This is a genomic window from Mangrovimonas aestuarii (genome assembly GCF_028767185.1).
Taxonomy (GTDB): domain Bacteria; phylum Bacteroidota; class Bacteroidia; order Flavobacteriales; family Flavobacteriaceae; genus Mangrovimonas_B; species Mangrovimonas_B aestuarii.
This window is the reverse complement of record NZ_JARACK010000001.1, coordinates 356,053-370,199: the sequence shown is the minus strand read 5'-3', so window position 1 is coordinate 370,199 and position 14,147 is coordinate 356,053. Positions and strand designations below refer to the sequence as shown.

General features: G+C 37.4%; 17 protein-coding genes. 13 read left to right on the top strand and 4 right to left on the bottom strand.

Annotated elements, in window-relative coordinates; translation table 11 throughout:
- The first annotated feature begins 1 nt into the window (after position 1).
- From PWU04_RS01745 to PWU04_RS01715, 7 genes are all read left to right on the top strand, one after another.
- Complete coding sequence (locus PWU04_RS01745) at positions 2–733, top strand: geranylgeranylglyceryl/heptaprenylglyceryl phosphate synthase (RefSeq protein ID WP_274474079.1); 732 nt, start codon at positions 2–4, stop codon at positions 731–733.
- Positions 730–990 (top strand): hypothetical protein, encoded by a 261-nt coding sequence (locus PWU04_RS01740; protein ID WP_274474078.1) that lies wholly within the window; start codon positions 730–732, stop codon positions 988–990. Before PWU04_RS01745 ends, PWU04_RS01740 begins: the two co-directional genes overlap by 4 nt.
- Positions 974–1,606, top strand: coding sequence for a nicotinamide riboside transporter PnuC (gene pnuC / locus PWU04_RS01735; protein WP_274474077.1), 633 nt, complete (start codon positions 974–976; stop codon positions 1,604–1,606). The genes PWU04_RS01740 and pnuC overlap by 17 nt, the downstream gene beginning before the upstream one ends.
- The gene (locus PWU04_RS01730) at positions 1,567–2,133 is read left to right on the top strand and encodes an ATP-binding protein (protein WP_274474076.1); all 567 of its coding nucleotides are present in this window, start codon (positions 1,567–1,569) and stop codon (positions 2,131–2,133) included. The genes pnuC and PWU04_RS01730 overlap by 40 nt, the downstream gene beginning before the upstream one ends.
- A complete protein-coding gene (locus PWU04_RS01725) occupies positions 2,130–3,686 on the top strand; it encodes a DUF4301 family protein (RefSeq protein ID WP_274474075.1) in 1,557 nt (518 codons plus the stop codon). Before PWU04_RS01730 ends, PWU04_RS01725 begins: the two co-directional genes overlap by 4 nt.
- On the top strand, positions 3,687–4,094 hold the full coding sequence (gene arfB, locus PWU04_RS01720) for an alternative ribosome rescue aminoacyl-tRNA hydrolase ArfB (protein WP_274474074.1): 408 nt from the start codon (positions 3,687–3,689) through the stop codon (positions 4,092–4,094). It abuts the gene before it with no gap.
- 279 nt (positions 4,095–4,373) lie between these two features.
- The gene (locus PWU04_RS01715; RefSeq protein WP_274474073.1) at positions 4,374–6,617 is read left to right on the top strand and encodes a TonB-dependent receptor; all 2,244 of its coding nucleotides are present in this window, start codon (positions 4,374–4,376) and stop codon (positions 6,615–6,617) included.
- 32 nt (positions 6,618–6,649) lie between these two features.
- Here the strand turns inward: PWU04_RS01715 and PWU04_RS01710 are convergent, their stop codons facing one another.
- A complete protein-coding gene (locus PWU04_RS01710) occupies positions 6,650–7,099 on the bottom strand; it encodes a hypothetical protein (protein WP_274474072.1) in 450 nt (149 codons plus the stop codon).
- Between the two features lie 147 nt (positions 7,100–7,246).
- On the opposite strand from PWU04_RS01710, the gene greA reads away from it, so the two are divergent.
- Positions 7,247–7,720, top strand: a complete 474-nt coding sequence (greA, locus tag PWU04_RS01705; protein WP_274474071.1) for a transcription elongation factor GreA — start codon at positions 7,247–7,249, stop codon at positions 7,718–7,720.
- Between the two features lie 113 nt (positions 7,721–7,833).
- Positions 7,834–8,223: an HIT family protein gene (locus PWU04_RS01700; RefSeq protein ID WP_274474070.1), complete on the top strand. Its 390-nt coding sequence runs from the start codon at positions 7,834–7,836 to the stop codon at positions 8,221–8,223.
- 10 nt (positions 8,224–8,233) lie between these two features.
- On the opposite strand, the gene PWU04_RS01695 is transcribed toward PWU04_RS01700, so the two are convergent.
- On the bottom strand, positions 8,234–8,581 hold the full coding sequence (locus PWU04_RS01695) for a hypothetical protein (protein ID WP_274474069.1): 348 nt from the start codon (positions 8,579–8,581) through the stop codon (positions 8,234–8,236).
- A gap of 11 nt (positions 8,582–8,592) precedes the next feature.
- Positions 8,593–9,747 carry a sensor histidine kinase gene (locus PWU04_RS01690; RefSeq protein ID WP_274474068.1) on the bottom strand — a complete coding sequence of 385 codons (1,155 nt, stop codon included), beginning with the start codon at positions 9,745–9,747 and terminating at the stop codon, positions 8,593–8,595.
- 119 nt (positions 9,748–9,866) lie between these two features.
- On the opposite strand from PWU04_RS01690, the gene PWU04_RS01685 reads away from it, so the two are divergent.
- The 4 genes from PWU04_RS01685 (at position 9,867) to aat (ending at position 13,416) form a co-directional block, all read left to right on the top strand.
- The gene (locus tag PWU04_RS01685; RefSeq protein WP_274474067.1) at positions 9,867–10,736 is read left to right on the top strand and encodes a flavin reductase family protein; all 870 of its coding nucleotides are present in this window, start codon (positions 9,867–9,869) and stop codon (positions 10,734–10,736) included.
- Between the two features lie 19 nt (positions 10,737–10,755).
- The gene (locus PWU04_RS01680; RefSeq protein WP_274474066.1) at positions 10,756–11,133 is read left to right on the top strand and encodes a DUF3127 domain-containing protein; all 378 of its coding nucleotides are present in this window, start codon (positions 10,756–10,758) and stop codon (positions 11,131–11,133) included.
- Positions 11,134–11,231: 98 nt separating this feature from the next.
- Entirely contained in the window at positions 11,232–12,608 is a 1,377-nt protein-coding gene (locus tag PWU04_RS01675) for a short-chain fatty acid transporter (RefSeq protein WP_274474065.1), read from the top strand.
- A gap of 184 nt (positions 12,609–12,792) precedes the next feature.
- Entirely contained in the window at positions 12,793–13,416 is a 624-nt protein-coding gene (gene aat / locus PWU04_RS01670) for a leucyl/phenylalanyl-tRNA--protein transferase (protein WP_274474064.1), read from the top strand.
- A gap of 107 nt (positions 13,417–13,523) precedes the next feature.
- Here the strand turns inward: aat and PWU04_RS01665 are convergent, their stop codons facing one another.
- Positions 13,524–14,099 carry a DNA-3-methyladenine glycosylase I gene (locus PWU04_RS01665; RefSeq protein WP_274474063.1) on the bottom strand — a complete coding sequence of 192 codons (576 nt, stop codon included), beginning with the start codon at positions 14,097–14,099 and terminating at the stop codon, positions 13,524–13,526.
- Positions 14,100–14,147 lie beyond the last annotated feature (48 nt).

Below are 14,147 nucleotides of genomic sequence, written 5' to 3'. Positions count from 1 at the left end.
AATGAGTGTTTACAAAGATTTGTTAAGGGCAGTATCAACAGAAGAGAAGCTGCTGACAGTTTTGATCGACCCTGATAAAATGAAATTGGATGAAGTTGAGGGTTTTATCGAAAAGGTAAATGCTTCAATTGCTACCCATATTTTTGTTGGTGGTAGCACTGTTGATGAAGGGCTTACAGAGCAATTGATTAATAAGGTTAAACTTTACACTTCTAAATCTGTGGTGATATTTCCCGGAGATGTTACTCAATTATCGCCTTCGGCAGACGCACTATTGTTTTTGTCACTACTATCTGGAAGAAACCCAGAATATTTAATTGGGAAGCATGTTAAAGCGGTTTCGCAATTAAGGGAAATGGAACTGGAAATCATACCAACTGGTTATATCCTGATTGAAAACGGAAGGGAAACAGCTGTTCAGCGCGTTACACAAACGCAACCAATCGATAGAGATCAAATTCAGTTGGCGATGGATACAGCCAAAGCAGGAGAGCTGTTGGGGATGAAGCTAATTTACCTAGAAGCTGGAAGCGGTGCGTTGAATCCTGTTCCTCTTGAAATGATTAGTTTTGTAAAGCAGAGTTTGAATATTCCTTTGATTGTCGGTGGAGGCATTCGGTCCGCAGAACAATTGAGTCAAGCCTATAAGGCTGGAGCCGATATGGCGGTGATAGGAACAGCCTTTGAGAACACTTCCGAATTTTTTAATGAAATAAAACATACATACGCGTGAAAATATCTGTTGAATTAACATTGATGCCATTACAAAACGATTACGAAGATCACATTAAGGCCTTCATTAAAAGGCTGCGAGCTTCAGAATTCACGGTCATGGAAAACCCATTGAGTACTCAGGTATATGGAGACTACGATAAGTTGATTCCCTTTTTAACTGAGGAAATCAAAACTTCTTTTGCTCAACAGCAAAGCACAATCGTAAATATGAAGATTGTAAAAAGCGATAGGAGCGGTTATGAGCCAACTTTTTGATTTTTTTATAGACGCCTATAGAGAAACACCGGTTTTATATATCGTACTCGAAGCGATAGCTTTTGTTTTTGGGATACTCAGTGTAATTTACGCTAAGCGTGAAAATATTTGGGTTTACCCAACAGGACTTATTGCTACATTAATCACAATGTTCCTGCTTTATAAAGCACATTATTTGGGAGACATGATGATGAACGCATATTATTCTATTATGAGTGTTTATGGATGGTGGAACTGGTCGCGTAAAAAGGATGGAGAGTTTGTTGTGCCGATTTCAAAAACGAACAACAAGGAAAAGGTAATTGGCTTTGGATTGTTTTTGGTAACCATGATAATTACCTATTTGGTTTACCAAGCTTATGGCTATGAAATAAAAACCGAAAACTACATCGATATTTTCACCTCTGGAATGTTCTTTACCGCGATGTGGTTTATGGCAACTAAAAAGCTCGAAAACTGGACACTTTGGATTATAGGTGATTTAATTACTGTTCCGTTGTATGCCTATCGCGGATTGGGCATGTTGTCCTTACAATACCTTATATTCACCGTTTTGGCCATTCAAGGTTATATCGCATGGAAGAAAAGCTTAAACAAAACCCTTCAAACTGCATAAAGATTGTATTGTTTGGCCCGGAGTCTACAGGAAAAAGTACTTTGGCTAAACAGTTGGCAGACCATTACAACACCATTTGGGTGCCTGAATATTCACGCCTATATGCTGAAGAAAGGCATAAGCAAGGGCAAAAACTTTCTGCTAAAGATGTTATGCCGATAGCATACGGACAGATGAAGCTGGAGAATGATTTGGTTCATAAAGTTGATAAGTTATTGGTTTGCGATACGGACCTGCTTGAAACCAAGGTTTATGCTAAATCGTACTATCCTGATAATCAGTATAAATGGCTCGATAAATATGCGAAAGAAAACACATACCATCTCTATTTTTTAACGTATATTGACCTCCCTTGGGAAGAAGATGGCATCCGTGACAAACCCCACCAACGGGAAAAAATGTTTCAAGCCTTCCAAAAAGCTTTAAAAGATTACCAAAAGCCCCATGTTTTACTAAAAGGAAATCAGGCGCAACGCCTTGATTTGGCTATAAAACATATTGATGAACTATTGACAGAACACCAATGAATCTAACCAATCACGATATTCAGCAAATAAAAAACAAAGGTTTAACCGAAACGCAGGTTGAAGCTCAAATTGAATTGTTCAAGAAGGGAACGCCATTTGTCAACCTGAAATCAGCTGCAACAATCGATGACGGAATTCGTAAAGTTTCCATTGAGAATAAGCAAAAGTATATTGGCGAATTTGAGAAGAAAAGAGAGTCTTTAGATATGTTGAAGTTTGTTCCAGCTTCTGGAGCTGCAACGCGTATGTTCAAGGCCTTTTATAATTTTTTGAATGAGTTTGATGTTGAGCAGGATACCATTAATGCTTACATTAACACCCAAAAGGATAATGAGCTTTCATTGTTTTTAATTGGCTTGGAGAAATTACCGTTTTACCATTTGGTAATGGATAGAATTCGAGAATTTTATCCTGAGTACGATTCTTTTTCAGTTGACAAGCAAAAGTGGTGTTTTATCAAGGTTATGCTTGATGAAGACAAGCTTAATTATGGACATTTTCCAAAAGGGTTGTTACCATTCCACAAATATAAGGGGCGCATAACATCAGCTTTTGAAGAGCACCTTTTTGAGGCGGCTTTATTTTCATCAGACAGTCAAAGAGCTAAACTTCATTTTACTATCTCAGAATCTCATAACGGAAGCTTTGACAGGGAATATGAGCGTATAGAATCATTTGTAGAGGAAAAAGCCAAGTCAAAATTTGATGTTTCCTTTTCTTATCAAAAAGGATCAACAGATACCATTGCTGTAACTATGGATAATGAACCTTTTAGGAAAGAGGATGGTTCTATGTTGTTTAGACCCGCTGGGCATGGAGCGCTTTTGCAAAATCTTAATGAGCAGGACGCGGATATTATTTTTATCAAGAATATAGATAATGTTGTTGTATATCAATATGAAGAAGAGGTAGCAAAGTACAAGAAAATGTTGGCCGGAATTTTATTGGAAGCTCAACAACATATTTTCTCTTACTTAAATGAATTGGAAACGGAAGAGCCATCTGAAGAACGTATTTTTGAAATGGCCAATTACCTTTCTAATAACCTGAATATTGTTATTCACGAGGAGTTTGAAAAGTATTCTCAAAAATATCAAATTGAATATTTGGTAGAAAAACTCAACAGGCCTATTCGTGTATGTGGTATGGTAAAGAATGAAGGTGAACCTGGTGGTGGACCGTTTTGGGTGAAAAGTGACAGTGGTAAAGTGTCGCTTCAAATAGTTGAGGGCTCACAAATTGATAAAGAAGACAAAATCCAAAAGAGAATTTTAAGCGAAGCCACACACTTTAACCCCGTAGATCTTGTTTGTGGGGTTAAGGATTATCAAGGTAATAAATTCGATCTATCAAAATATGTAGATCATAGTGCTGTATTTATCTCCAATAAAACCAAAGACGGTAAAGAACTAAAAGCTTTGGAGTTGCCAGGACTATGGAATGGTTCTATGGCGTATTGGAATACCATTTTTGTGGAAGTTCCTTTAGTAACCTTTAATCCTGTGAAAACGGTAGTCGATTTACTGAAACCAGCCCATCAAATGCAAGATTAGGTGGAATTAGATAGTCAAGGGATATTAGCAGAAGCAACATTTAAAGCGGTTAGGAGTTCAGGAAGTGGAGGGCAACATGTCAATAAGGTGTCTTCTAAAGTTGAGGCTACTTTCAATCTTGTTGAATCTACTGCACTTACAGATGAACAAAAGGAGTTGTTGAAGACGAACTTGACAAATCGATTGACAAAATCTGGGAGTTTGGTGTTGCAGTGTGGTGAGAGCAGAAGTCAGTATAAAAACAAAGCACTTGTTAGTGACAGATTACTTAAGTTGATTGCCAATGGTCTAAAAAGACAAAAACCAAGAGTAGCGACCAAAGTGCCTAAGTCGGTAATAAGAAAAAGGTTAAAAGACAAGCGGTATCAATCTGATAAAAAGGCAAACCGAAAACCTCCTCAAGTATAAAATAGCCTCCAATAGTTTTTCTATCATAAAAAACGATAGTACCTTTGCAGCGTTCTCAACAAAGGGGTGCCAAAATCGGCTGAGATCATACCCATTGAACCTCGAACAGATAATGCTGTTTAGGGAGGGACGAACGTTAAGAAAATGTCCAGCGGACATTTTTAGTGAAGTAGCCGGCTAGCGCTCAGGCAGTTGCTAAAAGTTTTATCGTCGTCTAAAAATCAATTATCAACAAAGAATAATTACCTCTTTTTATTCGGTTAAGTTTATTTAATCGCAATGAAAAATTTATTGCTTTATGCTATTGTTACAATGCTGTCTGTTTCAGTATTTGCACAGGAGAAAGTACAAGATTCAACCCAAGTAGAATCCTTAGATGAGGTTTTGGTGCAATCTGTTAGGGTAGATGCTACTTCTCCAATTACACATACTAATGTTTCAAAAGAAGAGCTTGAAAAACGGAATTTAGGACAGGATATTCCTTATTTATTAAATGTTTTACCTTCAGTGGTAACTACCAGTGATGCTGGAGCGGGGATAGGGTACACAGGTATTCGTATAAGAGGTATTAATGCCCAATCCACTAATGTAACCATTAACGGAATCCCGTATAACGATGCCGAATCGCTTGGGACATTTTGGGTAAACTTGGGAGATATAGCCTCTTCTATTGAGAGTTTGCAGTTACAGAGAGGTGTTGGAACATCAACCAATGGATCAGGAGCGTTTGGAGCAAGTATCAATGTGCTTACCGATGCGGTGTCTAACAATCCTTATGCTGAGATATCCAATTCTTTTGGAAGTTTCGATAGTCGTAAGCATACCGTTAAATTCAGTACAGGGAAATTGGGGGATCACTTCGAGGTAGCCGGAAGATTATCACAAATAAAATCTGATGGGTATATTGACAGAGGGTCATCGGATTTGAAATCCTATTTCCTTCAGGGGGCTTATGTAGATCACAATACTTTAATAAAAGCTGTGATGTTTGGTGGTAATGAAAGAACCTATCAATCGTGGTATGGTTTTGATCCAGATGTTGTAGTTGCTGTTGGTGAAAATCCTAATATGGATGAAAACAGAACCTATAATATTTCAGGGATTATGTTTGATGCTGAGAACAATATTGAAGGTTATTATGGAGATCAAGTAGATAACTACACTCAAGATCATTACCAATTGCACTGGAATCAACGATTCAATAATAATTGGTCTACTAATTTAGGATTGAACTATACCTATGGCCGTGGTTATTTTGAAGAGTATGTAGATGATTATTATTACTCTAACATATTGTTTTCAGATCAATCAACTTTTGTTTTTTTAGGACAGGACCCAATAATGGTAAATGGGCAGGAAGTTGCCTCAATGGATTATATCCGTCGTCGTTGGCTGGATAACGATTTCTATGTGGTAAACGCAAGTGCGATTTACAAAACCAATAGTTTAAACTTGAATTTTGGTGGATCGTACAGTAATTATCTTGGAGACCATTTTGGAGAAATTATTTGGGCAGAATACGCTAGTGAAATTCAAAAAGGAGATCACTACTACGAAGCAGAAAGTGATAAAAAGGATATGAACATCTTTACTAAGGCAACTTATAGGCTTAATGATAAGTGGAGTTTTTACGGGGACCTCCAGTTACGTTCTGTGGACTACAAAACTTCAGGTATGAACTCAAGCAGAGAACCATTTAATGTAGATGTCAATTATAATTTTTTCAACCCCAAGGCAGGCGTGACGTTTGAATTGAATACTGAAAATAACTTCTACTTTTCTTATGCTAGAGCTAACCGCGAGCCAAATAGGGACGATTTTAAAAATAACTCCAATGTGAAGCCAGAACAGCTTAATGATTTTGAATTAGGATGGCGCTACGGATCGGATAAATTGAAATTCAATGCCAATGCCTATTACATGCAATATAATGAACAATTGGTGTTAACTGGAAATATTGATAATTCCGGAAACCCAATCAGAACGAATAGTGGGGAGAGCTACCGTTTGGGGGTAGAGCTTGGTGCAGCTGTTGCTATCACAAACAAGTTAATGATTCAGCCTAATATGACATTGAGTTCCAATAAAAATACAGAAACTATAGTATCAAGGGATGGAGAATTGGTTGATCTTGGAAAAACCAATATTTCTTATTCACCAGATGTTATCGCAGCAAATACACTAACATACCAACCTGTTCAAGGGTTACAATTGTCTTTATTGAGCAAATATGTTGGGGAGCAGTATATGGGAAACACCGACTCTAAAACTTCTAAACTGGATAGTTATTTTGTTAACGATATCAACGTAACCTATCAGCTTAAAACCAAAACCATATTTAAGGAAATCTTAGTGTCAGCTTTGGTAAATAATGTGTTTAATGAGAAGTATGTGTCAAACGGATATTATTATACATGGGACGATGATTTCACAGATTCTAACCAGATTACAACTTACGAAGGGACTGGGTATTATCCCCAGGCAACAACAAATTATTTAATCGGTCTTACCTTGAAGTTCTAACTAAAAAAGAGCGGCTTTCAGGCCGCTCTTTTTTAGTTGTTATAAACTCTTATAATATTATCTGTTGCTTCTACAAAGTACGGTTTTAGAGTATAATTACCCGTTGTGCCTTCTTGTGGAGAGCCTGTAACGATATCGTAGTTATTTCCATCATCACAATTACAGTAGGCAAAAATACCGTTCTCAATATTTAAATCAGAGCAATTAGTGAGACTGTGGTTTGGGTCCGTTAAATCAAATGCAGTGAATTGGTTGCCTCCAACACTATAAAGTACAAAACCATTTATTCCATAACCGTTTACGATAACATAATTTCCAGGGAACTGCAATTGGCTATATTGAGGAAGATTTGTGTTAATCATATTACCAGTATCAAAGCCGTAATTTGGTAAATAAGGATTGCTTTTTTGAGAATCATCACTGTTGCTACAGCTGCTTAAAGTTAGTGTCAAACCTATTAAAAAGGCACATATCTTTTTCATAATCATGTTTTGTTTGTGCAAGTTACAACAAAAAGATATTTGCGATAAATATTTTGTATATTTGCTTAAACAATCTCGTGAGAACGGGATTTTTTGTGTTTATATAAGTAGGTTGTAAACACTAGTTTTAATTAAAATGATGACGTTATGAGTAACATTTCATATTATACAGCAGAAGGATTAAAAAAACTAAGAGACGAGTTAAATCATTTAAAAGATATAGAGCGTCCTAGAGCTTCTCAGGCTATTGCCGAAGCACGTGATAAGGGAGATTTGAGCGAGAACGCCGAATACGATGCCGCAAAAGAGGCGCAAGGGCTTTTAGAGATGAAAATCTCTAAACTAGAAGAAACTCTTGCTAATGCCAGATTAATTGACGAATCACAATTAGACACCTCAAAAGTTTTGGTTTTGTCTAAAGTCAAACTTAAAAACCAAACCAATGGAATGGAAATGACATATACCCTTGTGGCTGATGGAGAAGCTAATTTAGCGGCAGGCAAGATTTCTGTAAACTCCCCAATTGGCAAAGGCCTTTTGGGAAAGTCTGTTGGTGATGTAGCCGAAATTCAAGTGCCAAACGGTATTATGAAATTTGATATTCTAGAGATTAGTAGATAAATTACAATCCTATTATTTAACCTCCGGAAAAGATTCCTGTTTATACCAAAATTTACTGGGTGTGGACAGGAATCTTTTTATATTTACATGACACTAACAAAGACAACCTTAAAATGGCTACAATATTCACAAAAATTATCAATGGAGAAATACCTTGCTATAAAGTAGCTGAGACAGATGATTTTCTGGCATTTCTTGATATTAACCCGAATTCCATAGGGCATACTCTTTGTATCCCTAAAAAGGAAGTTAATAAGATTTTCGATTTGGATGAGGAGACCTATTTAGGGCTAATGAAATTCTCCAGAAATGTAGCTAAAGCTATAGAAAAAGTAATTCCTTGCGAGCGTGTTGGGATGACCGTTATAGGCTTAGAAGTACCTCATGTACATGTGCATTTAATTCCGTTGCATACTATGGAAGATGCTAGATTCACCCAAAAACAGCAACTAACTTCCGAAGAGTTTGCTAAAGTAGCAGAAACGATAAGTCAAGCCGTGTAATAATACTGTTTTAGAGTAAAATAGCTAAAGTTGTGGATATTGCTGCTCCAACAATTATAGTGATCCCAATAGTAAACCAAGCTATTCGCTTTAGTTTAAATGAAGTTTCTTTAGGGATAAAAGCCTTGCGTTGGTAATCAAACACACGATCTATATCATCGGTCCAGCGAACAGGGTAGATTGTTGTATTGCAGGTGTTGCAACTTATTTCCTGGACAATTTCGTCTGTGATGGATCTAAACATAGGAGTTTCCTTGAACTTTTGTTTAAAAGTAAGCTGAAGGCCAGTATTGCTATAACATTCTGGGCAGTTATTGTTCAGGGTAACTTCTTTAACTGTAATAAACTTCTCGGTCATACTAAAAAGTTTTATGGCAACAAATGTAATACAATTTGCATTGTCGTGCCCTTATCAATTTCAGAATGCAGTACTTTTATTTTTCCATTATGGAAGTCTTCAACAATACGTTTTGCAAGTGATAATCCTAATCCCCAGCCTCTTCGTTTGGTGGTGTAACCGGGTTCAAAAATAGCATTGTACTGGTTTTTATAGAGGCCTTTTCCGGTATCGCTAATATTGATTTTAACTTCTTTATTGCTCTGTTCGATTTCTACACTAACTTTTCCTTTGCCCTTCATTGCATCAATAGCATTCTTGACTAAATTTTCAATGGTCCAGCTGTAGAGTTGTTTGTTTAGGTTTACATAAATAGGTTCGTTTGGCGCTATCAAGTCGAAATCTATGAGCTTGGAAGAACGAGCTTTTAAATAGTCGTACGAAGCAATAGTTTCTTCAACAATATCGGCTCGTTCTAAAGTTGGCAATGATCCAATTTTACTGAAACGTTCAGTAATAGTTTGAAGTCGATTAATGTCTTTTTCAATTTCACTAATATAATCAGGATTTACATGTTCGGTTTTCAATATCTCCGTCCAGCCAACCAGTGAGGACAAAGGAGTGCCTATTTGATGAGCTGTTTCCTTCGCCATTCCAGACCAAAGCTTGTTTTGTGTTGCAATTTTGGAACTCCGATAGAAGAAATAAACAACGGCACCAAAGAGTATAATGATTAGTAATAAGGCTAAGGGGTAATATTTTAATTTATTAAGTAAAGAAGAGTTGCCGTAATACAATGTAGCAAGAACTTCATCGTCGTAAGTAATTGAAATTGGATTGTTTTCCTTTTTGAATTGTTCAATGAGCTGTTGAATGTATTCCGGGTTTTCGGCTTTTTTTTCGTTAATGTTGTTGTGTTTAGTACTACCATCCTGATTTACCAAAATCATGGGAGTGGTTGTATTACTTTTTAGTATTTGTAAAGGAAGATCACCTATTTCACTCTGTAGATTAGTGTTCTTAAGCAAGTCGGTTTGGGCTGCCGACCAGTTTTGCATTTTAATGCGTTCTTCAGCCTTAAAGTTTTGGAAAAACACATAAGTGTTCCATAAGATCAGGGAAATTATAGCAAAGGAAGCCGCAATCATGACCCATCGGATGGCGTTCCGGTGTTTGGAGAATTTCATGCAAATGGATTTGTTCACCAATATAATGCATTTCTTTCAAAAATATTGTGTCACTACTTTTGCAAATCATTTTTAGTTCACTTCCATAATGAGTACATTTGTCCAAATTTATTCAGACTATGACATCATTTGATCCTAAAGAATTGTCTACAGGTAGATTACATGCCTATTTGTTGAGTGCTGTAGCACCTAGGCCTATCGCCTTCGCCAGTACAATAGATGAGGATGGTAAACCTAATCTTTCTCCGTTTAGTTTCTTTAATGTGTTTAGTGCAAATCCTCCTATTATGGTATTTTCCCCAGCAAGAAGGGTGCGTGATAATACTACTAAACACACTTTGGAAAATGCAGAAAGGACAAAGGAAGTGGTTATAAATGTAGTGAATTATGATATTGTTCACCAAATGTCGTTGAGCAGTACCGAATACCCAGAAGGTGTAAACGAGTTTGATAAATCTGGACTTACCATGTTAGAGTCGGATATTGTTAAACCTTTTCGTGTGGCAGAATCTCCAGTACAGTTTGAGTGCAAGGTTAATGAGATTGTAAAACTTGGTAACGAAGGAGGAGCAGGGAACTTAATTATCTGCGAAGTTGTTAAGCTTCATATTGCTGATGAAGTACTTGGTGAAAACGATGTTATCGACCAGGAAAAATTAGATCTTGTTGCACGAGCTGGTGGTAGTTACTATAGCCGTGCCCGTAACGGATTCTTTGAAATTCCTAAGCCCTTAACTACTTTGGGAATAGGTGTAGATAGCCTGCCAGAGGATGTTAAAAACAGTATGGTGCTTACAGGAAACGATCTTGGCATGTTGGGGAATGTAGAAGCACTTCCAACAGCGGAGGAAGTGAGTCATTTTTTAAGTGACATAGCAGAACGCTATCCGAATATCAAGGAAGCCACTTCAAGAGACAAGCACAAATTGGCGCATAACTATTTAAGCTATGGCGATGTTAATAGTGCCTGGAAAATTTTATTATCTTAATCCGAAAAAATCGTAAATAATGGAAATACAAGGACGCGTAAAAATGATTGGAGAAACTCAAACCTTCGGGAGCAATGGGTTTAGAAAAAGAGAAATTGTAATCACAACAGAAGAGCAGTATCCACAACACATATTGGTGGAGTTTGTTCAGGATAAGACCGATTTGTTGAACAACTACCAACCTGGGCAACAGGTTAAAATAAGCATCAACTTGAGAGGACGTGAGTGGGTTAATCCTCAAGGAGAAACTAAATATTTCAACTCTATCCAAGGATGGAGAGTAGAAGGTGTACAACAAGATGCTTCTGCAGCTGGAATGCCTCCAGTACCGCCGACAGAAGCTTTTGAGCCTGCAAACAATCTTAACGAAGAAGATCACGACGATTTACCGTTCTAAGGTAATCTGTAGAAATAATTCCAGAAAAGGCCTCCACATTGGAGGCCTTTTTGTTTGTGCTACATTATTAGTACTTTTCAGTCACTAAATCCCTACCAATGAATCTTACTAAGTCTATCGAAACGCTTTTCAAAAAATATTTGCCCTCCCCATTTACTATAGCTGTTTTACTCACTTTAATTACTATAGTATTGGCCTATGTGTTTACCCCATCTCAAAGCGATTCCAATCACTTTTTGGAAATCCTTACGTATTGGGAAAAAGGAATATGGACAGACGGCTTATTGGTATTTGCGTATCAGATGATGCTCATTTTGGTTCTGGGGCATGTTTTGGTATTGAGTAAGCCTATGAGTCGATTAATATCGGCTTTAATCCAATATGCAACATCCACGACAAGTGCAGTTGTTTTGGTTAGTATAACTACTATGTTGGTGGCTTTTTTCAATTGGGGGCTGGGGTTGATATTTGGGGCTATAATGGCAAGGAAGATAGGTGAGTTGGCGCAGGAAAAGAATATTCCAATAAATTATCCATTGGTAGGAGCTGCGGGTTATGTAGGGCTCATGGTGTGGCATGGAGGTATAAGTGGGTCGGCTCCGATTAAAGTGGCAGAGTCAGGGCATGTTAAACAATTTATGGCAGGCATTAGTTCTCCCGAAGTTTTAAGCAAACTGCCCGAAAGCATTAATTTTGATGTGACCATTTTCAGTTGGTGGAACTTAATGTTGTTCGGGATTTTACTGATTATTATTCCAATTGTGTTATCTCGTGTGGCCAAAATATCTTCGCCTACACCTATCAATTTAGAATCTTATCGTTTTCAAGAAAATTCAAAAGGCAATACTATTGGAGTTGAGCGTTTGGAGTATTCCAAATTTATGGCTTTTGGATTTGGAGGGTTGCTTCTTTTGGCTTGGGGGTATCAATATTTTGAGAATCTAATTAGGTTACAGATAACACCCAATATGCTTAACTTTTTCATGTTGGGATTGGGTATTGTATTGCATGGCAGTTTCAGCAGCTTTTTAAAAGCAGTAGAGGAAGCTATTAAAGGAACCACAGGCATATTGATTCAGTTTCCGTTGTATTTTGGTATTATGGGAATCATGAAAAGTACAGGCATAGTTGTGATGATATCAGATTTCTTCGTGTCAGTGGCTAACCAAACAACCTTGCCTATTTTTACGTTTTTCAGTGCAGGATTGGTCAATATATTTGTGCCTAGTGGAGGAGGTCAATGGGCAGTACAAGGTCCAATTGTGGTTGAGTCTGCTTTAAAACTAGGAGTGCCATTGCCAAAAGCAATTATGGCGTTGGCTTATGGAGATCAAATTACCAATATGTTGCAACCATTTTGGGCATTACCGCTTTTGGGGATTACTAAGTTAAAGGCCAAGGAAATTTTGCCATATACCCTTATTTTAATGGTTGTGGGAATAGTGGTTTATGTATCAGGACTGTTGCTGTTATAAAAAAAGCCTTGCAGAACAAGGCTTTAATATTGTATTTAGATGGTAACCTTTACAAACAAACTCAAAAAAGCAATGATGAACAAAATTTATTACGTAAAGGTTACTCCAAAGATGACAAAAAATGTCGTATTTTCAAAGTAACACATTGTGTTTTAATCGAGTAATGCCGTAGTTAATGGAGAATATGTATTATCTAACCAAAGAATTAGCGTTTCCAGATGTTTCCCAAGCCGATAAGGAAGGACTTCTAGCGGTTGGAGGAGACCTTTCTATTGAACGCTTATTGTTGGCCTATAAATGTGGCATTTTTCCTTGGTTTGATGATGGTCAGCCCATTCTGTGGTGGTCACCAGATCCTCGTTTTATTCTGTTTCCAGAAAAGCTAAAAGTGTCCAAAAGCATGCGTCAATTCATGCGCAATTGTGATTTAAGGGTAACCGTTAACAAAGCATTTGGAGAGGTTATGCAAGCCTGTGCCGATATCTATCGCCCTGGTCAATACGGTACTTGGATTTCCGATGAAATGATTGTGGCTTATACACAACTTTATGAGCTGGGTTACGCCAAGTCTGTTGAGGTCTGGCGGGATGATAAATTGGTGGCCGGACTTTATGGTATCGATATGGGCAATGGTGTGTTTTGTGGTGAGAGCATGTTCTCAACCATTAGCAATGGTAGTAAGGCTGGATTTATCACGTTCATTCAGAATACAGATTACAAAATAATAGACTGTCAAGTCCCTACACATCATCTTGAAAGTTTGGGTGCAGAGGAAATTCCAAGGGATGAGTTTTTGAAGTATTTGTAATGCTAATGCAACGAATTTAGAACGCTTCGCTTTTAGAGTTAAGAATCCAGAATTTTAACAAATTGTAGGAAATGAATTGTTTTATATAAGGGAAAGACACTTTCAAGTTAAACTTCATCATATCTAAAACAACTCACCTCATGGTCGTTTACCATACCTGTCGCTTGCATATGGGCATAGATAACCGTTGAGCCCACAAACTTAAATCCCCGCTTTTTAAGGTCTTTGCTTATGGTGTCGCTCAACTCAGTAGTGGCTGGAGCATTTTTATGGTCTATTAACGAATTTTTGATGGGTTTACCCTGAGTAAATCCCCAGATATACTCACTAAAGCTGCCAAACTCTTCCCGTACTTTAATAAAGGCTTGGGCATTGGTTACAGTAGCCTTTACCTTAAGTTTGTTTCTAATGATTCCAACATCCTGTAATAGATCCTCAATTTTATCCTGATCGTATTTGGCGATGGTTTTATAGTCGAAATTGTCGAATGCCTTTCGGAAATTTTCTCGCTTTCTTAGTACGGTAATCCAACTCAACCCTGCTTGAAAGGTTTCGAGAATTAAAAATTCAAACAAAGTGTCGTCGTCATAAACAGGAACGCCCCATTCGTTATCGTGGTAGGCTTCGTAAAGAGGATCGCCTACACACCAGCCACATCGATGTTTATTGTCAGGATTAGCCATTGTTGTTAATTAGAAGTTGTAAGGAATTCGGCTTTAAAACACTAATGT